The sequence below is a fragment of the Phormidesmis sp. 146-33 genome, from assembly GCF_052939515.1.
Window position 1 is genome coordinate 86260 of record NZ_JBJPHU010000005.1, and the last position, 25796, is coordinate 112055.

The 25796-nt window shown below is 48.5% G+C and carries 23 protein-coding genes and 1 tRNA gene; 14 read left to right on the top strand and 10 right to left on the bottom strand.

The annotated features are described in order from the left end of the window. The first annotated feature begins 55 nt into the window (after positions 1-55). From ACJ2PR_RS03765 to ACJ2PR_RS03775, 3 genes are all read left to right on the top strand, one after another. On the top strand, positions 56-1687 hold the full coding sequence (locus tag ACJ2PR_RS03765) for a dipeptide ABC transporter ATP-binding protein (RefSeq protein ID WP_446875972.1): 1632 nt from the start codon (positions 56-58) through the stop codon (positions 1685-1687). Between the two features lie 627 nt (positions 1688-2314). Continuing rightward, positions 2315-3097 carry a glycoside hydrolase family 24 protein gene (locus ACJ2PR_RS03770; protein WP_446875973.1) on the top strand — a complete coding sequence of 261 codons (783 nt, stop codon included), beginning with the start codon at positions 2315-2317 and terminating at the stop codon, positions 3095-3097. 759 nt (positions 3098-3856) lie between these two features. Further along, positions 3857-5116 (top strand): Na/Pi cotransporter family protein, encoded by a 1260-nt coding sequence (locus ACJ2PR_RS03775; RefSeq protein ID WP_446875974.1) that lies wholly within the window; start codon positions 3857-3859, stop codon positions 5114-5116. Positions 5117-5119: 3 nt separating this feature from the next. On the opposite strand, the gene ACJ2PR_RS03780 is transcribed toward ACJ2PR_RS03775, so the two are convergent. After that, positions 5120-5566 carry a hypothetical protein gene (locus tag ACJ2PR_RS03780; protein ID WP_446875975.1) on the bottom strand — a complete coding sequence of 149 codons (447 nt, stop codon included), beginning with the start codon at positions 5564-5566 and terminating at the stop codon, positions 5120-5122. A 473-nt stretch (positions 5567-6039) separates the two neighbouring features. Here ACJ2PR_RS03780 and ACJ2PR_RS03785 point away from each other — a divergent pair, with 473 nt between their 5' ends. After that, positions 6040-6789: an HAD family hydrolase gene (locus ACJ2PR_RS03785; protein ID WP_446875976.1), complete on the top strand. Its 750-nt coding sequence runs from the start codon at positions 6040-6042 to the stop codon at positions 6787-6789. Between the two features lie 5 nt (positions 6790-6794). Continuing rightward, on the top strand, positions 6795-7157 hold the full coding sequence (locus tag ACJ2PR_RS03790) for an MGMT family protein (protein WP_446858257.1): 363 nt from the start codon (positions 6795-6797) through the stop codon (positions 7155-7157). Between the two features lie 43 nt (positions 7158-7200). Here ACJ2PR_RS03790 and ACJ2PR_RS03795 read toward each other — a convergent pair whose 3' ends face one another. Continuing rightward, on the bottom strand, positions 7201-7635 hold the full coding sequence (locus tag ACJ2PR_RS03795; protein WP_446858258.1) for a hypothetical protein: 435 nt from the start codon (positions 7633-7635) through the stop codon (positions 7201-7203). Between the two features lie 269 nt (positions 7636-7904). Here ACJ2PR_RS03795 and ACJ2PR_RS03800 point away from each other — a divergent pair. From ACJ2PR_RS03800 to ACJ2PR_RS03810, 3 genes are all read left to right on the top strand, one after another. Further along, positions 7905-7976, top strand: a tRNA-Gln gene (locus ACJ2PR_RS03800). 140 nt (positions 7977-8116) lie between these two features. Further along, positions 8117-8887 carry an HAD family hydrolase gene (locus tag ACJ2PR_RS03805; RefSeq protein WP_446875978.1) on the top strand — a complete coding sequence of 257 codons (771 nt, stop codon included), beginning with the start codon at positions 8117-8119 and terminating at the stop codon, positions 8885-8887. 164 nt (positions 8888-9051) lie between these two features. Next, entirely contained in the window at positions 9052-10359 is a 1308-nt protein-coding gene (locus ACJ2PR_RS03810) for a DNA double-strand break repair nuclease NurA (RefSeq protein ID WP_446875980.1), read from the top strand. A gap of 36 nt (positions 10360-10395) precedes the next feature. Here the strand turns inward: ACJ2PR_RS03810 and xseB are convergent, their stop codons facing one another. Then, positions 10396-10653, bottom strand: a complete 258-nt coding sequence (gene xseB / locus ACJ2PR_RS03815; RefSeq protein WP_446858262.1) for an exodeoxyribonuclease VII small subunit — start codon at positions 10651-10653, stop codon at positions 10396-10398. A 295-nt stretch (positions 10654-10948) separates the two neighbouring features. Here xseB and uvrB point away from each other — a divergent pair, with 295 nt between their 5' ends. Further along, positions 10949-12952 (top strand): excinuclease ABC subunit UvrB, encoded by a 2004-nt coding sequence (gene uvrB, locus ACJ2PR_RS03820; protein ID WP_446875981.1) that lies wholly within the window; start codon positions 10949-10951, stop codon positions 12950-12952. On the opposite strand, the gene ACJ2PR_RS03825 is transcribed toward uvrB, so the two are convergent. The 3 genes from ACJ2PR_RS03825 to ACJ2PR_RS03835 form a co-directional block, all read right to left on the bottom strand. Continuing rightward, entirely contained in the window at positions 12949-13119 is a 171-nt protein-coding gene (locus tag ACJ2PR_RS03825; RefSeq protein WP_446875983.1) for a hypothetical protein, read from the bottom strand. The genes uvrB and ACJ2PR_RS03825 overlap by 4 nt on opposite strands. Next, complete coding sequence (locus ACJ2PR_RS03830) at positions 13106-13834, bottom strand: dual OB domain-containing protein (protein WP_446875984.1); 729 nt, start codon at positions 13832-13834, stop codon at positions 13106-13108. The genes ACJ2PR_RS03825 and ACJ2PR_RS03830 overlap by 14 nt, the downstream gene beginning before the upstream one ends. An 87-nt stretch (positions 13835-13921) precedes the next feature. Then, positions 13922-14827 carry a Uma2 family endonuclease gene (locus ACJ2PR_RS03835; RefSeq protein ID WP_446875985.1) on the bottom strand — a complete coding sequence of 302 codons (906 nt, stop codon included), beginning with the start codon at positions 14825-14827 and terminating at the stop codon, positions 13922-13924. Between the two features lie 267 nt (positions 14828-15094). Between ACJ2PR_RS03835 and ACJ2PR_RS03840 the strand changes: the two genes are divergently transcribed. Next, positions 15095-16081 carry a glycosyltransferase family 2 protein gene (locus tag ACJ2PR_RS03840; RefSeq protein WP_446875987.1) on the top strand — a complete coding sequence of 329 codons (987 nt, stop codon included), beginning with the start codon at positions 15095-15097 and terminating at the stop codon, positions 16079-16081. A gap of 26 nt (positions 16082-16107) precedes the next feature. On the opposite strand, the gene ACJ2PR_RS03845 is transcribed toward ACJ2PR_RS03840, so the two are convergent. Together ACJ2PR_RS03845 and crtW are read right to left on the bottom strand one after the other, a co-directional pair. After that, entirely contained in the window at positions 16108-17850 is a 1743-nt protein-coding gene (locus tag ACJ2PR_RS03845) for a serine/threonine protein kinase (RefSeq protein WP_446875988.1), read from the bottom strand. Positions 17851-18189: 339 nt separating this feature from the next. After that, positions 18190-18975, bottom strand: a complete 786-nt coding sequence (gene crtW / locus ACJ2PR_RS03850; protein ID WP_446875989.1) for a beta-carotene ketolase CrtW — start codon at positions 18973-18975, stop codon at positions 18190-18192. Between the two features lie 604 nt (positions 18976-19579). On the opposite strand from crtW, the gene ACJ2PR_RS03855 reads away from it, so the two are divergent. Beyond that, positions 19580-20398, top strand: a complete 819-nt coding sequence (locus ACJ2PR_RS03855; RefSeq protein ID WP_446875990.1) for an SDR family NAD(P)-dependent oxidoreductase — start codon at positions 19580-19582, stop codon at positions 20396-20398. A 147-nt stretch (positions 20399-20545) separates the two neighbouring features. On the opposite strand, the gene ACJ2PR_RS03860 is transcribed toward ACJ2PR_RS03855, so the two are convergent. After that, on the bottom strand, positions 20546-20785 hold the full coding sequence (locus tag ACJ2PR_RS03860) for a hypothetical protein (RefSeq protein ID WP_446858271.1): 240 nt from the start codon (positions 20783-20785) through the stop codon (positions 20546-20548). 477 nt (positions 20786-21262) lie between these two features. Here ACJ2PR_RS03860 and ACJ2PR_RS03865 point away from each other — a divergent pair, with 477 nt between their 5' ends. Further along, positions 21263-22327 (top strand): hypothetical protein, encoded by a 1065-nt coding sequence (locus ACJ2PR_RS03865; protein ID WP_446875991.1) that lies wholly within the window; start codon positions 21263-21265, stop codon positions 22325-22327. A gap of 283 nt (positions 22328-22610) precedes the next feature. Here the strand turns inward: ACJ2PR_RS03865 and ACJ2PR_RS03870 are convergent, their stop codons facing one another. Next, positions 22611-24032: an NADP-dependent isocitrate dehydrogenase gene (locus ACJ2PR_RS03870; RefSeq protein WP_446875993.1), complete on the bottom strand. Its 1422-nt coding sequence runs from the start codon at positions 24030-24032 to the stop codon at positions 22611-22613. Positions 24033-24395: 363 nt separating this feature from the next. Between ACJ2PR_RS03870 and ACJ2PR_RS03875 the strand changes: the two genes are divergently transcribed. After that, the gene (locus tag ACJ2PR_RS03875) at positions 24396-25070 is read left to right on the top strand and encodes a response regulator transcription factor (protein ID WP_446858274.1); all 675 of its coding nucleotides are present in this window, start codon (positions 24396-24398) and stop codon (positions 25068-25070) included. Positions 25071-25261: 191 nt separating this feature from the next. After that, on the top strand, positions 25262-25771 hold the full coding sequence (locus ACJ2PR_RS03880) for an inorganic diphosphatase (protein ID WP_446858275.1): 510 nt from the start codon (positions 25262-25264) through the stop codon (positions 25769-25771). Positions 25772-25796: the final 25 nt, after the last annotated feature.

Consider the following 25796-nt stretch of genomic DNA (forward strand, 5'->3'; position numbering starts at 1 on the left):
GACGATCGGAATCACGATCAGGTCTGGTAAAGTAGCGGAAAACGGATTGCTGACGATGAGCGAACCCTTATTCTGCATTGAAAATCTGCGTGTGGCCTACCGCGAAGGGCAAAAGAATGTCGTGGATGATGTGTCCTTTGTCTTGCAGCCGGGCGATCGTCTGGGACTGGTCGGAGAATCAGGCTGCGGTAAATCCACATTGGGACGGGCCGCGATGCGGTTGCTCTCTTCGGATGCCAGAGTTGGGGGACGAGTCAGCTTTCAAGGAGATTCGGTTTTAGACCTGTCGCCTGCTCAGTTGCGTCGCTTTCGAGGAGAAGCCGTTGCGCTGATTTTTCAAGATCCAATGACGCGCCTTGATCCGTTGATGTCGATCGGCGATCACTGTCTAGAAACCCTCAAAGCCCACGAGCCAACCCTTTCGACAAGACAGGCTAAGGAACGAGCGATCGCCACCCTTAGCGCCGTCAACATTCCCGAAAGCCGCTGGTCACAGTTTCCCCATGAGTTTAGTGGAGGAATGCGGCAAAGAGTCGCGATCGCCCTCGCTCTGTTATTAAATCCCAAACTCATCGTGGCGGATGAACCGACGACCAGTCTGGATGTCACCATTTCGGCTCAAATTCTCCAAGAACTGACTCGACTGTGTAGTGAGCGGAATATGGCACTGCTGCTGATTTCCCACGATCTGGCCCTGGTTGCCGAATATTGCGATCGCATCGCGGTCATGTACGATGGCAAAGTTGTCGAAACGGGCACGACACAATCCGTCTTTCAAGCACCTCAGCACGACTACACGCGATCGCTGCTCAACGCCGCCCTCCACCTTCAACAACAAGCCAAATCTGAGTCCTCACGCCTCACGCCTCACACCTCACCTATTCTGAAATTACAAAATCTCAAACAGCACTACGCGCTGGAACAGAATTTGCTCGATCGCTTGTTTTCTCAGACTGATCGAACGATCCGAGCCGTCGATGACATCACATTGGAACTCTACGCCGGGGAGACTTTGGGCTTGGTCGGAGAATCGGGCTGCGGAAAAAGTACGCTGTCACGAACGATTTTGCAACTGTTGCATCCAACCTCCGGGGGCGTGGAATTTTTGGGGCAGGACTTGACAAAGCTCGATCGCGCCCAGCTTCAACAACAGCGCCGTCAGATTCAGATGGTGTTTCAAGATCCGCACGCCTGTCTCAATCCTCGAATGACCGTTGGACAAAGCGTGGCCGATCCGTTATTGATTCACCAATTAGCTACGCTAGAAAAGGCCAAACAAGAAGTCGAGTCGATGTTAGAGCGAGTGGGCTTGTCGCCAGCAGAGTTTTACGATCGCTATCCCAATCAGCTTTCGGGCGGACAACAACAGCGAGTCGCGATCGCGCGTGCCTTGATTACTCGTCCCAAACTTTTGATCTGCGATGAGCCAGTCAGCATGTTAGACGCGACGGTGCAAACTCAAGTGCTGCAACTGATGCAAACGTTGAAAACCGAATTTGATCTAACTTATCTGTTTATTACGCATGATCTTTGGGTGGCGCGGTTTTTTTGCGATCGTATCGCCGTGATGAATGCTGGAAAAATCGTCGAACTCGGTGACACACAGACGCTCTTCAAACATCCACAACACCCTTATACTCAAGCGCTTCTCGGTGCGGCTCCCTTGCTGAGTCGAATGACGGGCTAGGGAAGGGAGGAGGGAGGAGGGAGGAGGGAGGAGGGAGGAGGGATGAAAAAATTAGAACGATCGCTCTCCACAACCCAACCTTTCTATTTGAGATCGAAACGATCCGCTTCCACAACCCAACGTTCCTATTTCAGAACAGAACGATCGACCTCCAGCCATCCAACGTTTCTATTTGAGATCAAAACGATCCGCTTCTAGAGTCCAACACTTCTATCTCAGAACGGAACGATTCACTTCTACAGTCCAACACTTCTATCTCAGAACGGAACGATCCACTTCTAGAGTCCAACACTTCTATCTCAGAACGGAACGATCCACTTCTACAGTCCAACACTTCTATCTCAGAACGGAACGATCCACTTCTACAGTCCAATCTTTCTATTTGAGATCGAAACGATCCACTTCTAGAGTCCAACACTTCTATCTCAGAACGGAACGATCGTGTTCTAAACAGCGTGAACTCAATGAATTTGCTGAACTTTGAATCAGAACCTCTGGCTAAAAGTCTCCCCAAGTTGGAGGGTTGGGGGCAGAAGCACCAAACAGCGAAGCAAAGAACGCTATCGAACTGAACACTGGACTAAAAGTGTCAACTTGGTGAACCGACCGTTAGAGAAGTGGTGACTGATGAGTTTAAGGTTAGAATGCTTCGGAGTAATTGGCTCTAGCACCGTTTTAGATACCTCATCGCAACCTATGGCAAATCCTGAGTCCAAACCAGATGGCTTAGAACAATTTGTTGGAAACCTGCTCGCTCGCAGTGTGATCTTGCTGGGCGTGATCTTTTTAGTAATGCACATGGCGGGAAAGCGTCCTTCTTCGTGGTTTGCAGATTCGGCCCCTGGTGCCAAGGCTCCTTTGGTGATGCGGGGCGGCGATCCTTATATTCGGGCTTTGATGCGAACGATTTCGGCGAGTGAGTCGAATGTGCGTAGCCCCTACACGGTGATTTATGGCGGAGACCATATCAGCAATTTGAGCCATCATCCCGATCGCTGTGTGACGATCGTCGCGGGCCCCAACACAGGAAACTGCTCGACGGCGGCGGGACGCTATCAATTCATCACCACCACCTGGATTGAGCAAGCCCAACGCTATCACCCTGCCCCACCGAGAATGTTTTTTTGGCAAAGTTATAGTTTTGAGCCTGAATATCAAGATCAAGTCGTTTATCAATGGCTAAGTGACTCGCAGGCGTGGGGCGTAGATTTGCGTCAGTTGCTCAAAAAAGGAAAAATCAACACCGTTTTACAGCGGCTCTCTGGCACCTGGACAAGTCTCGGCTATGGAATCGAAGACAACGCCAATACAGCTGAACTGCCCAGCATCTACAAACAAATGCTTCGAGAAGAATTGGGGCAAGCCGCATCGCGACCCCTTGCGGGCAACTCGAAGAGATCGACCCCCTAAAAACTTGTCACTTATTGCCTGGCGGTTCAAATCGCAGCGACGAGAACAAAATCCGCCTTCGCAAATTACAAACCCCTGAAGCCGTGAATTCGATGGGGACTTTGAGCCAAAAATCTTCTCTTAAAGTTCCCTAAAATTGGCAGCTTGGGAGGCAGAAACACGCAACGCCAAAGCGAAAAAATTAACTCTCTAATACCAAATCAATCTGTTAATGCTACAGATCCTTCGCCCCCTAAATCCCCCATTCTGGGGGACTTTGAAACCTAGAAAAGTCTTGACCTCTGGGGAACTCCTACATTCAAAGTCCCCCACTCGTGGAGGATTTAGGGGGCTGCAAGATCTGTAGCGTTCAAAGATCAATTTGGTATAAGAAATCATCCAAACTGACATCACTTTGAGCACTTTGTTGGGGATCAATTTACAATGATTAAGCTCAAGTTTAGAAGTCATTAACTTAGATTAAATAGAAGATTAAATAGAAAATAAGCTTTGGTTTCTAAACCAAATTAAATAGAAAACTACCTCTTTTAGAAGAGACTTAAAATCAAATTGATCTAATACTCTAATCCTATTGAACTGCTGTGCTTTTATTAGTTCAATTGACATTTGTTTAACTCATAATCAGCGCTTCCAAACAAGTTGTAGGGCTGAAGTTGTAAGACTTGGTATCTTGCTCATATTCTGACGGACTGTAAATCGATCGCACCCTTTTCACAACTGCAATAGAAGCTTTAACACAAGAAATTGTGAGGAATCATCATGTTTTTTCTCAAGCGATTGAATAGGAAAGTACTCAATTATTTAGCGATCGCGCTACTAACTCTAACGCTACTGATCGCGCCGCCATCCTTAAATTCTCAGACTTCATCTCCAAGCCTCACGTCGATTGCCGCTGCCCAATCCGCTCCCAAAAGCCAGCAAAAAGACGAACAAAAAGGGGAATCTAGCGGATCTAACAAGCCTGACCTTCCGCTCGATCAAAAAGAAACTAAAGGAATCGATTTCTTTAAGATGGCAATGGGAGCGATCGCAGGGTTAGTCCTATTTATCTATGGCGTAACTCGACTTGCCGAAGGGTTAGAAGATGTCGGCGAAGAACGGATGAAAAATCTGCTTAGTAAGTTTACAACCAACCGATTTGCAGGCGTAGCTACAGGCATCGTCGCCACCACTTTTTTGGAGTCTTCATCTGTCACCATCATTCTAGTGATCGCGATGGTGAGTGCTAATATTCTCACCTTTGTTCAATCGCTGGGTGTTGTCTTAGGATCAAATATCGGGACAGCCGTTGGCGCACAGATTATTTCTCTCAACATTGGGCTGTATATTCCCATTTTGATGTTTTCTGGAATGCTGGTTTTCTTTTTGGGCAAAACCTCTCATCAAAAATCTCTTGGCATTGTGCTGCTGGGATTTGGCTTAATGTTTTATGGACTGGAAGCGATCGATACCGCAATGGAACCCTTCCGAGACCATGAACCCTTTCTCAACTGGATGGAGCGCCTGGGCCGCAATCCCTTTTTGGGCGCGTTGGTGGGAGCCATCTTTACGATCATCATTCAGTCGTCTTCTGCAACGGTTGCGATCGTGGTCACATTGGCAGGCTCAGGGCTGATTGGTCTTCCGGCTGGCATTGCAATCATGCTAGGTGCAGAAGTGGGAACCTGTGCAGATACGCTGTTGGCGACGATCGGACGAGGCAGCCCCGCACTACGGACGGGAGTCTTTCACTTACTGTTTAATCTGGCCAGCGCCCTTGTAGGAATCTTATTAGCGCCCCAGCTTGCTCAATTGGCACAGGCAGTTTCGGGTAGTGATGTTGGACGACAAATTGCCAACGCTCAAATGATGTTTAATATCGTCGGCGTGGTTGCAGTCATTGGCTTTTTGCCCATCATCGCCCGCACCCTGGAAAAACTCATTCCAGAAACAGAAGTCGATCGCCAGCGTCAAGCGCGTCAAGCCGAAAAACATCAAGCCAACTCAAAAAGACGACAAGCGGAACCCGTTGCTAATTGAATTTCACAAACTGGTAAAGTCGATCGAAATGGGCTGACTATCAAATCTGAGATTTCCTTTAAGGCCGCGCAGCTTGCCATTGATCACGTTTAGCGTTAGTTCACCGCTCATATCTGCGTCCCGATTGGCCGTAAATCCGCCACTTTGAATGGTCAAAATCGTCCGCCTATTCGATCGACTCAACACTCCTTCAAGCTGCATAACTCGACCATTGCTTAAGTTAATGTGCACCGTTCTAGAATTGCCATTGGTGTAGCGGTAGAAAATATTCTGAATTAGGATTGATTGTTCCCGAAACTGAAAGCGGCCCTGACCCCGGTAACTCTGCTCAACTGAAGGATTCAAGGCACGAGAAGGAGCGATCGCCATTCCCGCAATCAAACAAGTCGAAACTGTTAAAACCGCCACAATACCACGAATAAAATCAGACTTGTAACCAGTTAAATTCATCACGCCTACGTCTTTTGAATGGGAAGGATATTCATTAAAGAATCGCGATCGAAAATGAGCATTCCGCAAGTTGGAAACATATTTTATTACTCTGATACCAAATTGATCTTTGAGTGCTACAGATCTGGGAGAGCAACCTAAATCCCTCACTTGTGGGGGACTTCAAGCCAAAGAAGTCTCGGATTCTCAAAGTCCCCCAGAATGGGGGATTTAGGGGGCGAAGGATCTGTAGCATTAACAAATTGATTGGGTATGAGAGTCAAAGTAAGCATACTAAAGCGCATCCTCTACAGAAGGATTTCGCAGCCGTTTGAAATGTACTCCAGTATGATGTTTCTCGACATCCAGATTCTCTACTTTCAATAAGATGCTTGTCGTAATCAAAAAATAGCAACAAGTTGCAAAAACTGATACCAAACTAGATCACCAATCTAACAAAACCAGAACGTTCATCCCTCATCCCTCATCCCCCCATGCCCCTCACCCTCATTTTCGACATTGATGGCACCCTGGCTGACACCGAACGAGACGGCCACCGAGTCGCCTTCAACCGAGCCTTTCAAGAAGCAGGACTGAACTGGGATTGGTCGATCGACCTCTATGGCGATTTGCTAGAAGTTGCAGGAGGCAAAGAGAGAATTCTGTATTACATTCAGACCTATGAGCCGTCGTTTGAGCCACCCAATGGACTGGAAGACTTTATCGAAACGCTGCACGACGCAAAAAGTCGCCACTACAAAAGTCTCGTGAGAGAGGGGGTCATGCCCTTACGTCCGGGAGTAAAACGGCTGATACAAGAAGCGCGTGAACAGGAAGTCAGACTAGCGATCGCAACCACAAGCAGTTTAGATAACGTTTTGGCTCTGCTAGAAACAACGCTCGGATCAGAAAGTCCCGGCTGGTTTGAGACGATCGCTGCTGGAGATGTCGTTCCTCACAAAAAGCCTGATCCTGCCGTGTATCTTCATGTCTTAGAAGTGATGAATTTGCAGCCTGAAACTTGTTTGGCGATCGAGGATTCTTATCAAGGATTACAGGCAGCCCTACAAGCAGGCTTAAAAACCGTAGTCACGCTAAACGATTACACACACCACCAAGACTTTTCGGGTGCAACTTTAGTGTTAAATCACCTGGGAGACCCCGACAAGCCGTTTGAAGTTTTAACAGGCAAAGCAGAGGGTTATCAGCAGTTTGATCTATCGTTAGCAAAGAGTCTCTTGTAGAAAAGGTGTCTAGCTACGATCGCATCTACACCATCGTCCGCCAAATCCCCTACGGACAGGTCGCCACCTACGGACAAGTCGCGCAACTAGCCAACCTCGCTGGAAGGGCTAGACTCGTCGGCTACGCGCTATTTCGAGTGGATACGCAATCCGACATTCCCTGGCACCGAGTCATCAACGCAAAGGGCGAAATTTCTGAGTCTCCGTTTCGCAATGGGGGAGATTATCTCCAGCGATCGCTCCTCGAATCTGAAGGTGTGCAATTCAATCAATCCGGTAAAGTCAACTTCAACCACTGTCGATGGCAACCCGATTTTGAGGAGTCAAGCGAAGAAATTGATGAAACGACTTTGGACTTCAGACATTAGACTTTGGACTCTTAAACTTCAGTCTCTTGTCTCTCTCCCGTCCTCAATCTTTCTCATTAAAAACTTCTAAAATCTTGCAGCAAAATCCCTTCAAACGTTCTCGAATCTCTGGAGTCGGACTACTCATCCCTTCAAAACTCCAATCCTGCACCGTAGAAAATCGCCATTGCTTGCCCTGATGATCAAACCCAGCCACTTCGACTCCGATCGCTCGTCTAGCCTTCATTTCTAAATCAGAATAAAACCGAATCTGCACCAAAATGCTGCGACTTTGAAACAGCCGACTCCGCCCCGGAAAGTGAAACCCCAAATCGATCGAGTCTGGATCGACTAACTCCCGCGTGTCTGGATCATTCGCCCAAGGCTTCAAATCGACCCGTGCATCCGGAAATTCTAATTTAAACAAGTTGACTACGGTGGCAATTTTGCTGGCAGTCTCAAGGTCGATCGCTTGTTCGGCTGCATTCACACTCGTCATCCTCCATCCAGCTTCTCTCCATTATTGTCGCCGTGTTGACGTTTTTCTAGTTTTTCTATCTACGAAGGCAGACTTCGCTCTTGTAGGCGCGGTTTGAACCGCCAGCTAGAATTAAGAGTGATTTAATTCTCGATCCTTAGCCCCTGATCGTAAGCAAATTAGACTAATTTTGGCGTACTGATCGCTACACTCGCCCTTCTTTCTGTCTTCTCAGATTTCCCTTGACACATTTCGCCAGAATACTGTTATATTAGTTTGTGGTCACGTATTGGGGCGTCGCCAAGTGGTAAGGCATCGGGTTTTGGTCCCGACATCCCTAGGTTCGAATCCTAGCGCCCCAGTTTTAGAAATCTTAACTTTCAGAATTCAAGTTCAGGATTCAAAGAGCGATCGACTTCTAGAGAACGCTATCTTAATCAATTTGTCGGTCAAGCTTGAGTTCTGCATGTAGTCTGAGATTGCAGCAGTTTGCAAACAAAAGATGACAGCGAATCCGACCATTCTCGCTTTGGACTTTGACGGCGTAATTTGTGACGGACTGAGAGAATACTTTCAGACGGCCTGGAAGGCTTATGCTCAAATTTGGCAAGATGCCACACCAAGAGAAGATTTATCGCCTCTGTTTTATCGCCTGCGTCCTGTTGTCGAAACCGGATGGGAAATGCCTGTGTTGATCAGAGCGTTGGTGTTGGGCATCGAAGAAAGCGAAATTTTGCAAAACTGGGCAGCGATCGCCCTACAAATCACCACTAGAGACCCTGTAGAAGCAATGCAGATCAGCGCACTGGTAGACGAGATTCGCGATCGCCAGATTGCCTCAGATCTCGAAGGCTGGCTATCCGAACATCGCTTTTATCCAGGTGTTTTGCAACGGTTGGCAGACGTGCTAGAGAGTTCAATTCAAACCGTGATCATCAGCACCAAAGAAGGGCGATTTATCCAACAGTTGCTCCGTCAGCAAGGCATTCAACTAACAGACGATCAGGTTTACGGCAAAGAAGTCAAACGTCCAAAATCCCAAATTTTACGAGAACTGATCGAAAAAAATGGCCCCGTCCCAATCTGGTTTATCGAAGATCGATTGAAGACCCTGCAAGGCATCGAGCAACAGGCTAACTTGGAAAACGTGACGCTATTTTTAGCAGATTGGGGCTACAACACCGATCGCGATCGTCAGTCTATTGGAGCGAGCGATCGCATTCATCTTTTGTCACTTCAGCAATTTACTCAAGCCTTCTCAACCTGGCATTAGACCAGGCGATCAAGTGTACTGACTGCAAAAAGCGTCATAGAATTAATCCATCAGTCCATCAAAACAAAGTGAGAGATATCAACAACCTTTGAAACCGATGGGAACTATTCTTTCCTCCCTCCTCCCTCCTCTCTCCTCCCTCCTCCCTCCGCTGCCCAAGTACCATGCTTGACCTGACCAAACTCGCACAACAAATGCAGGGCATCAGCCAACACCTCACGTTAGAGGCTGTGGCCACTCGTCAGCGACTAGAACGCGCCCAAGCTTTGATCGAACAGGCCCGCCTGCGTCAAACCGAACTCGTCGAACATCAACAAACCTGGCGCGATCGCCTCATCTTCACCGCCGCCGAACCTGTGGAACCGTTGGACACGCGAGTTGAAGTGGATGTGGCTCCGATCGCTCACACGGTCATCGCCACCGATGGATCTCAAATCGCCCCCAGCCATCACGAAATCGCCTACTGCTATCTGATCAACGTTGGGCGCATCGTTTTGCACTATGGACAAAGCAAACTGCCCCTGCTAGACAGCCTTCCCGAAGTTTTTTATCAACCAGAAGATCTCTATGTTTCGCGGCAGTGGGGCATTCGCACCGAAGAATGGATGGGCTATCGACGCACCGCCTCCGAAGCAACCGTGTTAGCAGAATTAGTAACGGCGATCTCTTCGAGTTACCCGCAAGGGGTCGCTTCGAGTTACCCGCAGGTTGCGACCCAAACATCGGCCAATCCCAAAACCAGAACCTCACCCCTCACTCCTCACTCCTCACCCCTCACTCCTCACCCCTCACCCCTCACTCCAAAGCCTCCGACGTTAGCAATGGTGGATGGCTCACTGATCTACTGGTTTCTTGAACCGATGCCCACAGAGGCTAGAAATTTGATTCTCACGCCAATTTTGCAAGCCTGGGATCAGATGCGAGAGGCCGGAGTCCCGATCGTCGGCTATATCAGTGCGTCTCGAAGTGGTGAAGCGTTAAACTTTCTCAGGTTACAGAGTTGTCCTTATCTTGCGCCCGATTGCCCAACTCACTGTGCTGATAAAACGGCTCGTCCGCCTTGTCAGGTGCTTGATCCGCTCAAAGACACTGCACTCTGGGGTAGACTGCTCGAACCTGGACAACGCAGCCCTCTGTGGCAAAGCTCCGCTCGCATTTTGGATCTGTATGGAGAACATGCAATTCATTTTTGCTATGTGCATGTCGGCAGCGAGATTGCCCGTGTCGAAGTCCCTGCCTGGGTTGCACAAGATCAGACGTTGCTCAATTCGGCTTTGAGTTTGATGTTGGCGCAGGTGCAAAAGGGATATGGCTACCCCGTCGCATTGGCCGAAGCGCACAATCAGGCCGTGGTCAGAGGGGGCGATCGTTCTCGCTTTTTTGCACTGTTAGAACAACAAATGATCCGCGCTGGACTGCGAAATGTGGGCACCTCCTACAAAGAAACGCGCAAACGAGGCAGCATTGCTTAAAGGATTCAGCTTCCCATTCATTACGTCTTCATTACGTCAAAATTCTTGCTCGTCGGTCAGCGTCTCGATCAACAAATCAACTTGTTTTTGGCGTTGGGCTAAAAAGGATTCACATTGACGCAGCGATTCAACCGCCGTTGAGAAGCGATCGAAGACATCCGCGAGATCCAATTCACCAGACTCGATTTGCGTGAGAATTGACTCGACTTCGGCAACGGTTGCTTCATAGTTCCAGTCAGTTTCGGCCCGATCACTTGGTTGAGAAGTGGCGTTAGACTTAGGAGAATTTTTCATCAGCGCCCGAAGCAAAATAAGGAACAATTGCTTTTTCTTTATAGTCCAAATTTACTAAAATTGCTGGTCAGATTTGCTGCAACCGCTTGAGAATTCTTAGAGTGCATTTAGAAATTCTGCAAAAACAAGGCTGAAACGATCGACCTACAATAGAGAGAGAAAACTCAGTTCGTCTGACTATGACAAAGGTGAATCTGAACCCAGGACGCAACTCAGAACCTTAAAGACGACGCTGATGCCAACGATCGGTTGTCAAGTTTGAGCCAAACACCGCAAATTCAGACTTTTTAACAACATGCCAGACTTTCACATTCAAGCCCCTTTTGAGCCAGCAGGCGACCAGCCTCAAGCGATCGCTCACCTCACCCAAAATCTGAATGAACGTCACCGCTACCAAACTCTAAAAGGCGCAACGGGAACCGGAAAAACCCATACGATCGCTCGTGTTGTTCAAAATGTGGGCAAACCGACGCTCGTCTTAGCGCACAACAAAACCCTGGCGGCACAGCTTTGTAATGAGTTGCGGCAGTTTTTTCCGGATAACGCGGTCGAATACTTTGTCAGCTATTACGACTACTATCAGCCCGAAGCGTACATCGCCGTCAGCGACACGTTCATCGAAAAAACAGCTTCGATTAACGATGAAATTGATATGCTGCGACATTCGGCCACGCGATCGCTATTTGAGCGCAAAGATGTGATTGTCGTCGCCTCGATTAGCTGCATTTATGGACTGGGGATTCCGTCGGAGTATTTGAATGCGTCGATTCCGCTCAGGGTGGGCGAAGAGATGAATCAGCGTCAGATTTTGCGAGATTTGGCCTCGGTTCAATACACGCGCAACGATCTCGATTTGGGTCGCGGCAAATTTCGCGTCAAGGGCGACGTGTTAGAAATTGGCCCCGCTTACGAAGATCGGATCATTCGAGTTGAATTCTTTGGCGATGAGATTGATGCAATTCGCTACATTGATCCCGTCACAGGGGCAACGCTGCAAAGTATGGAAGGCGTAAACATCTACCCCGCTCGTCACTTTGTCACCCCCGAAGATCGATTAGAGGCGGCCTGTGATGCGATCGAAGCAGAACTCAAAGAACGCTTAGAAGAACTCGAAAAAGATGGAAAATTACTCGAAGCGCAACGATTAGAGCAACGCACTCGATATGATTTAGAAGTCTTGCGAGAAGTTGGTTTTTGCAACGGCGTTGAAAACTATTCGAGACACTTAGCAGGACGAAAAGCAGGAGAGTCACCGGAATGCTTAATCGATTACTTTCCAAAAGATTGGCTGCTCGTGATCGACGAATCGCACGTAACGCTACCGCAAATCAGAGCGATGTACAACGGCGATCAGGCGCGCAAAAAAGTATTAATCGATCATGGATTCCGATTGCCCAGCGCTGCGGATAACCGTCCGCTTAAAAATGAAGAGTTTTGGGAAAAGGTCAATCAGTGCATCTTTGTGTCTGCCACCCCTGGCGACTGGGAACAGAATATTTCTGACGATCGTATTGTCGAGCAGGTGATCCGTCCCACAGGCGTACTTGATCCCGAAGTGTTTGTGCGTCCGACTCAGGGGCAAGTGGATGATCTGCTGGCTGAGATTCAAAATCGCGTCCCAAAAAATGAGCGGGTGTTAGTGACGACGCTAACCAAACGCATGGCAGAAGATTTGACTGAATACTTGCAAGAAAGAAGTGTCCGAGTTCGTTATTTGCACTCAGAAATCAACTCGATCGAACGCATCGAAATTCTTCAAGATCTACGAGACGGCGTGTTTGACGTGCTGATCGGCGTAAACCTGCTGCGGGAAGGATTAGATTTGCCAGAAGTTTCTCTAGTCGCCATTTTGGATGCAGACAAAGAAGGATTTTTGCGAGCGGCGCGATCGCTGATCCAAACGATCGGTCGAGCCGCACGACACATTCAAGGTCAGGCGATTCTCTACGCCGACAACATGACCGACAGTATGATTCAGGCGATCAGCGAAACCGAACGACGGCGCGAAATTCAGCAGGAATACAACGAAAAACACGGGGTTACGCCTCAGCCCATTACTCGTCGAGCCGCCAACTCGATTCTGTCATTTTTGGAGGTGTCTCGTCGCCTCAACGCCCAAGAACTCGATCAAGTCTACGAGCAAGCCGATGACATTCCCCTCGAAAATATTCCTAATCTGATTGTCCAACTCGAAGCGCAGATGAAAGAAGCAGCCAAGAGTCTAGAGTTTGAGGAAGCCGCAAAATATCGAGACAAAATCAAACATCTGCGAGACAAAATGCTGGGCAACCGAAATTAAATCAGGGGGCGGTGTAGGGTGACGGCGATCGCATTCAAAGATTTGGTGAGCGTTAAATTAACGTGAATTCGATAGAGTTTTTTCGCTTCGGTATTTAACGCTTCTGCCCCCCAACCCCCCAAATCTGGGGGACTTTCGGACAGGATTTCTTGCTCAAAGTCCCCCAAACTTGGGGGATTTAGGGGGCTGCCTAGAGTGGCTACAGCGAGGAATTTCATCCAATTCACGTTCATTTAACTCGATCGCTCCCGTAATCAATTTCCAACAGGGATCATCTCCTTGCCATCCGGTTATAGGTCGGTGCGGCATTCCCAAACTAACGGTGACGAGACAGGGCGTTTGTAGAGAATGTCCTGTCTCCAGGTGATCGATCAACACGGGATCGGTAATAATCGCATTCGTTAAAATCTTTCCTGTCTTGGTCACGAACGAGCCTTTCCACGATCGTCCGCCTTGGGCCTTGGGCTTACTGCTAACCGAGAATTCTTGAGCATAGACAAGTTGAACGGTGCGCCTTTCTGAAAGTGGAAGCGCGTTGAGCGCCGTCACCGTCACATACTTCTCAGCGTTGTGTAAGATTTCAGCGTCATGGCTGCAATAGTGCAAAACGTCCGCTGGGGCAACTCGCCCGACTCGTTTCCAGACTCCCGGCAGGAGCGATCGATTTTCTAACGCTGTCTCACTCGGCTCTTCTTTTAAAGGAATCTCCAACACATCCAAAATCTCAGGCTCTTGACCATCAATCAGTCTCATGTCGGGTGTAATTCGCCCATCTGCCAAATCAGAAATCGGACGAATCCAGCTACCTGTTGTAGGATCAATCCCCGCAATGCAGCGATCGCCATATTTCAAAGCGTTAGCAAGACAGATGATCTGAGTCATACGCATCAGGATTTCACCAATCTAATTTTGACGAGCTACTGAATCTTTATCCCCATCCCTCCTCGCAGTGCGGAACAAAGTTCTCCCTCATCCCTCATCCCTCTCGTTCAAGTCGATCCCCATCTCTCGCAGTCTTGCAGCCAACTCATCACTGCGTCTACGTTCTGCCTCTAGCTCGGTTAGAGCAGTCTCCGCACGTTGGCGTTCTGCTTCTAGCTCCGTTAAGGCGGTCTCTGCACGTTGGCGCTCTGTCTCCGCACGTTGGCGCTCTCGATCGCGCAGTTGAGCTAACTCTGTAAAACCTAGAAACCTGTCTCCATCAGGGCGATAAATCTCCAAAGTTTCTGAAGTTATCTCAAACCGAATTCCTAATGAAGGACTTGTCCAGCCTGACGTTTCTTCGATAATTTCGAGTTGCTCGCCCCGCTGCCAGCCAATTAGCTCATTATCGTCAGGGTCATAGACGTAATACTCGGCAACCTGGTGGCGATCGTAAAACTTGAGCTTCTTCACCATTTCCTTGAGCCGATTGCCCGGAGACAAAATCTCAAATGTCACTTGAGGAGGGAGGTTGTCTTCTTCCCACTGTTTATATGATCCGCGATCGCCCTTGGGTCTGCCAATGACCACCATGACATCAAGAGCCTGGCAAATCGTGTTGTCGCCCTCGATCGGATACCACAGCAAATCACCCGCCACAAATATATTGGAATCGTCAACAAACAGCAGTTCTAGATTTTCTTTGATCGTCACAATCCAGCGAAACTGCTTGGTATTATCTGCCATCGGTCGCCCATCGCTGTCTGGGTAATGAATCTGAGAAACGGTTTTGAGGAGCGGCTGCATCATCACTATCACCAAAGGCGCGACTTCTTGTAGCAAACTCAAAGCGACCCCTTGCGGGTAACTCGATGAGATCGCAGGTAACGTCTCCCCTGCATTGTGCCATTTCTGCTCAAAAGATGGGAGAGAGACGATCGCAAAGAAATTCATCTTGTAGAGAAGAGCAAACTCTACCTAAAGATGGGGTCTGTTCTCTCTGTCAGATGAGGTTGGACGCTCAATTGTCCAGCACTCTAAAGAAGGTACGCAGAGATATTTTGCTCCAATTACCAAAATTTAATCTCTAGATAACCAGAAGCTTCAAACATCCTGTCAGACTGTGATGCGGGTAACATATAATCCCAGTATTTATGTCTACAATGTCATGGAGAAATCTTTCTATATCTTCCACAAGCGATAGTAGTCGGAGAACTTCCATTGAACCAAGGCTCAGATCGAGGAGACAGCACCCCCGCTGCAACCATTTCCGTTGTGATTCCAACGGCCAATCGACACGAGACGATCGCTCAAGCAGTTGAGAAAGTTTTTGAGAATACCATTCAACCTTTTGAGGTGATTGTGGTTGATCAAAGTCAAAATTGTTTGACTCGCGATGCCCTGGTAGATTTCATCCAAGCTAACAAAATTACTTATCTAAAAGACGAAGGCTCAGGCGCTTCTAGAGCTAGAAACATTGGTTGGAAAAATGCGTCAGGTGAGATTATTGCTTTCACCGATGATGATGCTCAGGTCGATGCTCAATGGTTACAAAATATTCGGGACACGTTTACTCAAACTGACCTCAAAATCGGTATCCTTGGCGGCAAGATCATCCCTTGCTATGAAGACAAAAACCCTAACTGGAGCATTCCCACTCAATGGGAACATCTCTTGCCCGCTTACGATCAAGGAGATGAGTTGAGCCTCTATCCCGAACACACTTTACCCGCCTGTGTGAATTATTCAATTTGTAGATCGCTCTTAGAAAAATTCTCTGGATTTGACGAAGATTTGGGGCCCAACAAAAGTCGAGAAATTCAAATTTATGGAGAAGACAGCGAACTCGCGCTTCGCCTCAAACAGAGTAATTACAGTCTGGTTTATAACCCTGCTTGCGTGGTCTATCATCCTGTTCCTTTAAGCCGACAAAGCCAAAACTTCCTTAACAAAAGGCTGCTTTCGGAAGGAGCGACTTATGCCTATATGAGGATTAAGGCAAAGAGTGATCTATTAACTGATCTGACAGCGCTCTTCAAAAGTCTGGTGCGCTATGCATCTCTGCTACTGATTGGAAACCGAGGTGGCGAGCTTCACTACTTACAAGGAAAAATCTTGATTATGCTCAAGTACGGTCTTCTCAAGCAGCGCCCCCAGACTTCGCTAAAGCAGATACGTGAGATCAGAGGAGATGCGTTTCAAGCGTGAGTATAAACTCAAAAGCTCAACCGCAATTAAGGGCGAATTAAGTGTTGCTCCGATCGCCGATTGTTGTTAAACACTCTAACCCGCTGCATCAACCCGTACACCAGCAAAAATCCCAACGGCAAGCCTGACCCCGCCATCGCAACTGGAACAACCGAAGCCGAAAATCCAAACGTCAGCCCCAACCCCAAACTTACCCCAAAGGCAGTCGTTAGCAGTGAAATGAGCGTTGCCGCTTCTGGTTTGATTTTGCGACTGACAAAGTGTTCGACAACAACGCCAGTTGCTCCCCCCAAAATGCCTCCGCCTACAAACCCGATCGCTACTCCCGCTAAGAGCGCGGCTCCTGGCAGGGCGATCGTCTGCGTCAGCGCAATCAGAACCGTCAAAACGCCCGTGGCTACGCCCGCAATCACCCCTGCATTTGCGCCAGAAGATGCCCCCGCGACAGACAACATCCAGGCGGCAACCTCGCATCCAACGGCGACCCCAGCAGCAGTGCCTAAAATCACTCCAGAGGAGGCTAAAGCCACGGTTCCGGTAATCAGAGCGATCGATGAAATTAACCAGGCAGTCGAGATCGCAAAAGCATTGAGAACCACCAGCGGCACCATTGTTGCACTTCTGAGCTTGAGACGAATCGGACTAGTGCGAATGTGCAGAGTCAGCGTATAGGTTTGAGTAGCGGTATTGGCGTGTAAAAGCAGCTTGCGATCGTAAAGTTTGTTGGGAATCAAGCGATCGCTATGAATCGAAATCTCACAGTCTGCGTGGTTACTTTCAAACTGAGCAGGCGCAACGGTGATCCAGGGGTGAGCCTGATCACTCGGATGGGACGCAACCTGCCATCTGCCCTGCAATAAAGTATCAGGGATCAGATTGGTGACAGTCACCGTTTGGGTTAAGACTTCTCCGGGTCGGTTGACCGTAAACTCTAGCGTAGACTGACTCAATCGAGCATCTGGCAGCCGCATGGGGTGATCAGGCAGCGCTTCTAAGGCCACTTTGGCATTTGAAAATCGAGCCTTGACGCTGGGTTCGACCATTTTTTCTAGCCAGTTTGTCCAGGATAGACTCAGTTTTGGCACCAGATGTTTGAAGCTGACTCGATAGGTGATGTCGATTAGATTTCCGACTTCGGTCGTCTTGGTTTTGGTTAATAGACAGATTAGCGTAATGCCCAACCCATAGAGATCAGACGCTTCGGTTAGCTGACGGTTAAACAACTGTTCGGGGGGCATAAAGCCGAGAGTGCCTTTGACGACGCTACTCATGCCCACTTCGCCATCGCCAATCCGCGCAAAGCCAAAATCTACCAGGTAAACATTGAGTTGATCATCGACCAAAATGTTTTCTGGCTTAACATCTCGATGAATAACGGGGGGAATGCGATTTTGCAAATAAATTAGAATCTCCAGGGCAGAAATCGCAATCTGCTCAACGTCACTGGGGCTAAAACTCCGCACTTCAGCCAGAGAGTCCGCATTTTTGAATTCTTGCACCATGCAAAACCCACTATCGCTATGAAACGAACTCAAATAGTGAGGAATGCCATCGTGATGCAGCCCGCGCAAAACTTGAATTTCACGATCGTAGCTATCAAAATCTGCCCAATTAGAACCCGCTCTCGCAAACTGAAACTGCTTAATCACTACCTGTTTGCCAGTTGCAATCTCGGTAGCAAGATAAGTTACACGACCTCCAGCACGATTATGACCTAGTTCTTTTTCGACTTGGTAGCCGTGCTGAGAGAACTCCGGGAAGTCATTCATGAGTCAGTTCTAGCGAGGGGCATCAGCAGATTAGGCACGATTGAAACCTAATTTTACAAACGCAGGAATGGATTGGTTCAATCGCAGCGTCCTTTAAAAGGGAAGCACAAGAGCACTAGATTAGCCAACCCCCTTCAAGAAGAGTTCAAGTTAGAACCAACAAGCTCCAGGCATTTCTAACCAACGAGTTTAGCAGTCAGCCTCTCTTAATTCCCAGGGCAATGGTTGAAGAACCAGTCTGGATTGAAGAACTATACCCACTCTTTTATCCCTTTTCAGGAAAGGAAAGAGGTTCTCTCCCATCCAGGGAAATGGTTACAAAACTCATAGTGAGGTCTACTAGACTGCTGCTTGACGATCGCGGTGCAATTCAGGAAGTCTCCACCAGGGCACGTTAGGATTTTCGTGATGTTCTTCGTGATAGCCGAAGTGGTAGCAGGTGATAAAGGAGACGAAACTATTCCAGTTAGTGCTCTGGGCGCGCGTTTCAGTTTGGTAGCCGCTTTCAGGCTCGCGGTGCGGCAGGTAGGTTCCAAAGAAGAAGAGCTGTAGGGAACTGACGATCGCTGGGGCCACCCAAAACCAGTTGAGGTTGGCTTCTGGAATGTGCAGCAAAAAGCTCATTATGTTGTAAATCACCATCAATCCCAGCAGGCGCGTCCAACTCCAGTAGCGGAACATGAAGTAGAGATACCAGGCGAAGAAGTTTTTGTGCTTGCCATTGTGAAAGTCGGGATCAGTTTCACTCGCCGGACTTTGATGGTGTAGCCAGTGAGTTCGGATCATTTTTTTGTAGGAGAAAAGCGCGTAGCAGATCAGCGCGATCGACCCCATTAGATTGTTAAGTTTGGGATTGTGCGGAGCAACGGCTCCATGCATTGCATCGTGAGCCGTAATAAACAAACCTGTGTAGAGAAAGGTCTGCCAGACTGCTAAAGCGATTCTTCCCCAAAGTGGTACTCCATCAAGGTCGATCGCCAACAGCGTCAAGAGACTGATCGCCCAAACGCCCATCACCAAAACCGCGACAAAAACTCCACGCTGGGAAGGCTGACTTACAAAATTAACACCTGCGCCTTTGGCGATCGGTTGGGGCTGCATGAGTGCCTGATGAGATTGAAACACACTGTTACTCCACGAGAGATTGCATCAAAACTTTTAGGCCGCACTAATCTGATTGGCTCCCGTTGCCGAGAGTTTGTGATCGACGACTTTGAGTGATAAGAGATTGAGATTTGTGAGCGGCTTTTCAGAGGAACTACCCAACTCACAATCAGGGCGCAGAATGTCTAAAAGGCAGGTTTATGCAGAAATTCACTATTCCAAATCTTCACAAATTTTAACATTGCTTGGTGATTCGCGGCCGTCCATCTACAGGAAGGAAGTACGCTCGCCCTGATAAGGTTAATCCGTCTGCACGTAAAAGCGTGGGTTTGAGTGGTTTCCTGTATGGCCCTTAATAAACTTTTCTGAACGCTTTCCATCCTATAGGGTGAACCTGAGTGCGCTATCCCCCTGGGGAACTAAAGCACCAACGCCCCCAAAGACAGACATTTCAAATACTTAAATTAAGGTTCTCTTTCTAAGTGAATGCAACTCAATTATCTCTAACTTTTCTGTGTGGAATACGACCCTTTTGAGCCGTCAGAATCTAACAAAAGTAAGACGATTTCTTGAGCTAATTCGGCAAACTAATGGATAATATCTCTTACATTTCGATTGCAGAAATATGGCTTCTACAGTTCTGATTACAGGGGCTTCTCAAGGGATTGGTAAAGCGATCGCGCTGCTATTTGCTCAAAAGGGTTACAACACAGTATTAGCGGCTCGAAATAGCGATCGACTCTTTGCATTAGCGCAAGAACTCAAAACATCAGGTCACGCTACGTTGGCAGTTCCGACTGATGTGAAAGATCCTCAACAGGTCAAAAATCTTGTCGATCAAGCGTTGTCAGAATTTGGATCGATCGACGTATTAATCAATAACGCAGGTATCTACATTTCGGGGCCCGCCGAAGCCTTCTCACTGGATGACTGGCATCAAGCGATCGACACCAATTTGTGGGGCTATATTCATACCATTTACGCTCTACTCCCTCATCTGCTGGAGCAAAAAAGCGGCACCATTGTCAACATTAGTTCGATCGGGGGCAAAGTGCCGATTCCTTATCTTGTCCCTTACAGTACGGCTAAGTTTGCGGTTACAGGTCTGACCCAATCCCTGCAATCAGAACTTTCACCCAAGGGCATTACGGTTTGTGGAATCTATCCCAGTATTATCAAAAGTGACTTTTTGGAGCGGGCTATCTTTCGGGGTAAGGATGCGGCCGACCAGAGCGATCGTCGTCAACAGGTTGAGCAAGTTCTCAGTGTGCCTGTAGTCGAGAAGCCTGAAGATGTCGCCAAAGCCGTTTGGGAAGCTGTAAAACACAAACGAACAGAGGTGCTTGTCGGCTCTGCTAATCCTTCTCTCGTGTCCAATCGGCTTTTTCCTGATTTGATGCAGTGGGTGATGCGTCGGACTTTTAAGAATAGGGATGAGGCATGAGGCATGAATAGAGACTTTTAGTTTTGACGCAGAAGGCAGTTGCTAGGTTGAGAAACTCTTCTGGTTTGGGAAGGCAGACCTCGTTTCGATAGATACGGTTTTGACCGCCAGCCACGATTACCGAAGTCAGCCCTACCCTTTCATCAATTATTCTTGGTGAATGACTTCTCTATCAACTTTGGCAGGTTTTAGAAAAAGCCAGCTAACGAAAAAGAACGACGCTGTAAAAAGTTGAACGATGTCGAGAGCAGAGAGATAACCATCCGAAAAGGATGCGATCGTGCGATCGGTGATGCCAAACAGCCAGCACGAAACTCCCAGGAGCCAAATCCCATTTTTGAGACTTGAGACGAACGCAATCAGATCGGACGTTTGTTGACGAGTCATTTCGGCTCCTTTTGATCAGCAAACGGGTAGGTTGATGGGTTGATTAACCAATTGACACCGTTGCCCGTTGATGCGTCTATGTTACGAAATATTTCCAAATCTTGCCATAAGTCCACAGATGTACATGGAGATCTCCTGACTTATGGAGTGCTCGTTTAAATTAAAGAGATTCAGGTCGTTTAGAAGGTGTTTTTGAAGCTAAAAAGCTTACCCAACCCGCATTCACGAGTTTTAGCCGAGTGACATTTTTCGGCGATCGCCCTCGTATACCTTGTCACTTCTCAAACTTTTGGATCGAGCTTTAACGGATGCACTTAAATGATTTGAGTAAATTAAGTAAAGTTCTGTTCGTGAAATTTTGTAGGCGAAACCTGGCTCACGGAGGTCGATCGCGCCTCTGCCCACTACAATTTTGTTTATTAGGGCAGTCTCAAATCTTCTGTCAACTTTTCCACTCCTCTTACCGCCCCCTGAGTTATGCGCCGCCAATCTTCGCCTGCTCGTCGCTATTTAATCGCTCGACTTCGCCCGCTGACCCGTCCTGTCTTTTGGGCACCTGCGATCGTCTTGATGCTGGTCATGCTCTTTACGTGGGAGTTTTGGACGCGACCCGAATTTTTGAGTTATTTGGGAATTCAATCAGGCGCTGAGACCGATGAGAATGCGCTTTCGGCAGAAGATCGCGCGATCGGCGCAGATATTGACACTTTGCCGCTGTTGCTCAATGATGTGGGCATTTTGGCCAATCCTGCAAGTCCCGATCAGTCTGGGGCAACTAAGTCAGCCCCTCAACCTACAAATTTGGCCAATCTGCAAGGCATTCCGATCGCAGGTTCTACGACCAATCAAGCTCAACCCAATCAAACTCAACCCAATCAAACTCAGCTCACCCCCGGACTCTTTGGCAATTTAGGCAATTCACCGATCCCGCTACAGCGATCGGGTTTCCCCAACTCAGCCAATAATTCAGGCGGACAGCAGCCTTCTGAGCAAACGCCCTTTGCTACTCAGCAGATCTTCTCAACTAATAATCTGCTTACTCCTTCTTCAACGCCCAGCCCGCTACCTCAAAGTCCCCTGCAATCTCCCTTGACGACTCCGCCTAATGCCACAACGGCCGAAAATCGTTCCCCCTTGACTCCTTCTAGTTTTACTGCTGTCCCTGGGTCAGGCGCGCCGATCGAAGGCACCACCAGTTTGGGCAGTTTTGGCGTTAATGCAACGACTCCCAACAATGCCCCCGCTACCAATTCCTTCACCAACTTAGTTGAAGGGTCTCAGCCGATTTCTGGTTCACAAAATAGTTTATCTGGTGGGACACCAGCGACTCCTGCGATCGCGCCCCCCCTTCAATCCAGTACACCTCAGTTCAATCCTGGGCAACCGCTTCCAACTCCAGGATTAGGAGCCTCACCCGACGCTTTTGCGCCTCAACCTTCGACCCAGGTCATTCCTGCAAACAACATTCCTCTGTCTGCCCCTCGCCCGATCCCAGGTCGGTTTATCGGTGGCGGGCAAATCAACACGTTTTCCAATCCTTAGACATTAGACAAGAGACCCAAGACTTGACCCTGCTCTATGTAAAGTCCAAAGTCTCTAGTCTCTTCTCTAAGTTAACGTCAGTTCGATGAGAGTGACTCGCTTCGTTGCGATCAGCTTCAGCCCCCTAAATCCCCCAAAATTGGGGGACTTTGACCCAGAGAAAGTTCCAGAGTTCAAAGAAATTATGCTGATTCAAAGTCCCTCAGAATGGGGGATTTAGGGGGCGAATCCCCTGGCAACGAAGCGAAAAAGTTTATCGAACTGACGTTAAGTCAAAACTCCCTTAGAAGTGCCGAATAATTGCATCCGCAAATTCGGAGCATTTCAGAGGCGGCTCGACGGGAGGTTCCATCATTCTGGCCAGGTCGTAGGTGACTTCTCGATGCTCGATCGCCGCGCCCAGTCCCTTCTTGATCAAGTCTGCCGCTTCTTGCCAGCTCATAAATTCCAGCATCATCACGCCAGAGAGAATGACTGAAGCGGGGTTGACGCGATCGAGTCCCGCGTGTTTGGGGGCTGTTCCATGAGTTGCTTCAAAAATGGCACAAGAATCCCCAATATTGGCTCCTGGCCCCATGCCTAGCCCACCGACGATCGCCGCTGCCGCATCGGATAGATAATCGCCGTTGAGATTCATCGTCGCCAAAATTGAATACTCATCAGGACGAGTCTGAATCTGTTGAAAAATGCTGTCTGCAATGCGATCGTTGACCATCAATTTTTCTTTCCACTGACCGCTGCCGTGAGATTCGCCGATCGCGTCTAACACGGCTTTCACCTCGTTGCAGATGGCGGCTTTCTTTTCGACTGTCAGCCCATCAAAACCTGGATCGATCTGACGAGCGTTGTCTTCTAGCGAAATCCCAGGCTGACGCTCCACATTGCCGAGAATCCAGGACTCCCGCTCAGTCACACACACTTCTCGAAATTCTGTCGTCGCCAACTCATAGCCCCAGTCCCGAAACGCCCCCTCTGTATACTTCATGATGTTGCCCTTGTGTACCAGCGTCACCATTTGCTTGGCTTTGGGCAATCGGAGCGCATGTTGCATCGCCCGCCGGACTAATCGTTGAGAGCCTTTTTTACTGATGGGCTTGATGCCAATTCCAGAATCAAGCGGAATCTGCTTTTTGCCATGCTCCGGAGTCGCAGGAATCAGATCTTCGTTGAGCAGCTTGATCAAGCGATCGCCCACTTCGCTGCCTTGTTTCCATTCGATTCCTAGATAAATATCCTCTGTGTTTTCCCGATAGATAATCACATCCAGCTTTTCAGGAGTCTTGTGAGGAGAAGGCGTACCCGCATAGTATTTACAGGGACGCACACAGGCATAGAGATCAAAAATCTGACGCAGGGCCACATTCAAGGAGCGAATCCCCCCCCCGATCGGAGTCGTCAGCGGCCCCTTAATCGCCACCCCATAAGTCCGAATCGCCTCCAGCGTGTCTTCGGGGAGATACTGATACGTCCCATACTGCTCACAGGCTTCATCCCCGGCATAGACCTTAAACCAGGTGATCTTGCGCTTGTCTCCATAGGCAGCCTGTACCGCCGCATCAAACACCTTCTCAGCAGCCGGCCACAGATCAATCCCCGTGCCATCCCCGCGAATAAAAGGAATAATTGGATTATCAGGGACGATCGGCTCACCGTCTCGAAACGTAATTGCAGAACCAGGGGTGGGCGGAGTAATTTTTTCGTACATAAAATCGAAGGGGGTTTATCGAGGGCAATCTGACAGCTTGACTCCATCAAAAGCACATCGATCATCCAAATCTGGCTTGTCGAGTACGATAGATGGGTTAAGGCTGCTCTGTAGGCTACCAAACTTTCTCAAGTGGGGATAGACTGTCTCATCGTATTTTTTCATCAACTCTTGACGCAAAATTTCCGATCATCAAGAAATATCACAAGATTCTAAAATACGATGAAGTGGCAAGAACAGTTTCATGAGAGAACGTTCCGAATCGTGGCGATCGCTTTCGCTTTACGCAGTTCCATTTAAGATCCATTTGAGAAGGCTAAAACCAAGATGATGTACGTCTTTGCGGGCTACATGGAGACGTGAATGAAAAAGATTCTTGTCGTTGACGATGACACAACCCTTCGCACAGCTTTAATTCGCTACCTCGAAAAGCGGGGCTATCTCGTTCAGGATGCGGCATCTGGGCTTGAGGGCTTGTCCAGTTTTGAGAAAGACCCGCCCGATCTAATTGTGTCCGACGTGCTGATGCCCGAAATGGATGGCTATGAATTTTGCCGTCGGCTACGGGCTACTCGCTTGGGGCAACTGATTCCATTCATTTTCTTGTCCAGCAAAGGAGAAGTTGAAGACCGGGTACAGGGGCACTCGATCGGAGCCGATGACTATCTGATCAAACCCTTTGAGCCGAGAGAACTGCTGGCCAAAATCGAAGCACAGCTAGAACGATCGCGACGGATGAACTCTGAAATCGTCCGGCTGATGCAACAATCCAAAACGACTCCTGCCGCTGCGCCGCCGCCCAGTCCCCTTCCCCTGACCCCTGCCGAAGAGAAAGTCTTCTGGGAAGTGATCCAGGGCTACACCAACAAGCAAATTGGCGATCATCTGTTTGTCAGCCCACGTACCGTCCAAACCCATTTGAGCAACATTTTGAGCAAGCTTCAGCTAGAAAATCGCTCACAACTCGTGCGCTTTGCGTTTGAGCAGGGCTACAAGCTGCCGATCGAACCGCCTCCTCCCATCGAAGAAGAAGCCTAAACACCGGAATTTTGGGCGATCGCAGATCTCTTGAGTGGACGATCGCCCTCTTCCCCTAAAATCAAGAATGGATAAAGGATAAACAGATACATTCTCATCCCTTACCCCTCTCGCGTAGCGTATTACCCCCAAAGGGGGAACAGATCATCGAAGACACTCCCTCATCCCTTTTTCGCTTGGAGAAACCGCCAGTGGACTTAACTCGCATTCCTGCTCAACCTAAACCCGGTCTGATCAACGTTTTGATCGAAATTCCTGCTGGGAGCAAGAATAAATACGAATTTGACAAAGATTTGAACGCCTTTGCGCTCGATCGCGTTCTTTATGCCTCCGTGCAATATCCCTACGACTATGGCTTCATTCCTAACACGCTAGCCGATGATGGCGACCCCCTCGATGGCATGGTGATCATGGATCAGCCCACCTTTCCGGGATGTGTGATTGCCGCACGTCCGATCGGCATGTTAGAAATGATTGATGGTGGCGATCGTGACGAAAAAATTCTCTGTGTCCCTGACAAAGACCCTCGTTACGTCAACGTCAAGTCGCTCAATGACATCGCTGCTCATCGCCTAGAAGAAGTTGCGGAGTTCTTTAGAACCTACAAGAACCTAGAGAAAAAAGTAACCGAGATTTTGGGCTGGCAGGATGTAGATAAAGTGCTGCCTCTCGTCGAAAAATGCATCAAAGCCTATACCTAGACGTTTACAAAATTAATCAGCACAA

Coding starts and splice junctions, on each gene's coding strand:
- ACJ2PR_RS03765 (WP_446875972.1), top strand. CDS start 56: ATGAGCGAACCCTTATTCTGCATTGAAAATCTGCGTGTGGCCTACCGC.
- ACJ2PR_RS03770 (WP_446875973.1), top strand. CDS start 2,315: ATGAGTTTAAGGTTAGAATGCTTCGGAGTAATTGGCTCTAGCACCGTT.
- ACJ2PR_RS03775 (WP_446875974.1), top strand. CDS start 3,857: ATGTTTTTTCTCAAGCGATTGAATAGGAAAGTACTCAATTATTTAGCG.
- ACJ2PR_RS03780 (WP_446875975.1), bottom strand. CDS start 5,566: ATGAATTTAACTGGTTACAAGTCTGATTTTATTCGTGGTATTGTGGCG.
- ACJ2PR_RS03785 (WP_446875976.1), top strand. CDS start 6,040: ATGCCCCTCACCCTCATTTTCGACATTGATGGCACCCTGGCTGACACC.
- ACJ2PR_RS03795 (WP_446858258.1), bottom strand. CDS start 7,635: ATGACGAGTGTGAATGCAGCCGAACAAGCGATCGACCTTGAGACTGCC.
- ACJ2PR_RS03805 (WP_446875978.1), top strand. CDS start 8,117: ATGACAGCGAATCCGACCATTCTCGCTTTGGACTTTGACGGCGTAATT.
- ACJ2PR_RS03810 (WP_446875980.1), top strand. CDS start 9,052: ATGCTTGACCTGACCAAACTCGCACAACAAATGCAGGGCATCAGCCAA.
- xseB (WP_446858262.1), bottom strand. CDS start 10,653: ATGAAAAATTCTCCTAAGTCTAACGCCACTTCTCAACCAAGTGATCGG.
- uvrB (WP_446875981.1), top strand. CDS start 10,949: ATGCCAGACTTTCACATTCAAGCCCCTTTTGAGCCAGCAGGCGACCAG.
- ACJ2PR_RS03830 (WP_446875984.1), bottom strand. CDS start 13,834: ATGACTCAGATCATCTGTCTTGCTAACGCTTTGAAATATGGCGATCGC.
- ACJ2PR_RS03835 (WP_446875985.1), bottom strand. CDS start 14,827: ATGAATTTCTTTGCGATCGTCTCTCTCCCATCTTTTGAGCAGAAATGG.
- ACJ2PR_RS03845 (WP_446875988.1), bottom strand. CDS start 17,850: ATGAATGACTTCCCGGAGTTCTCTCAGCACGGCTACCAAGTCGAAAAA.
- ACJ2PR_RS03855 (WP_446875990.1), top strand. CDS start 19,580: ATGGCTTCTACAGTTCTGATTACAGGGGCTTCTCAAGGGATTGGTAAA.
- ACJ2PR_RS03860 (WP_446858271.1), bottom strand. CDS start 20,785: ATGACTCGTCAACAAACGTCCGATCTGATTGCGTTCGTCTCAAGTCTC.
- ACJ2PR_RS03865 (WP_446875991.1), top strand. CDS start 21,263: ATGCGCCGCCAATCTTCGCCTGCTCGTCGCTATTTAATCGCTCGACTT.
- ACJ2PR_RS03870 (WP_446875993.1), bottom strand. CDS start 24,032: ATGTACGAAAAAATTACTCCGCCCACCCCTGGTTCTGCAATTACGTTT.
- ACJ2PR_RS03875 (WP_446858274.1), top strand. CDS start 24,396: ATGAAAAAGATTCTTGTCGTTGACGATGACACAACCCTTCGCACAGCT.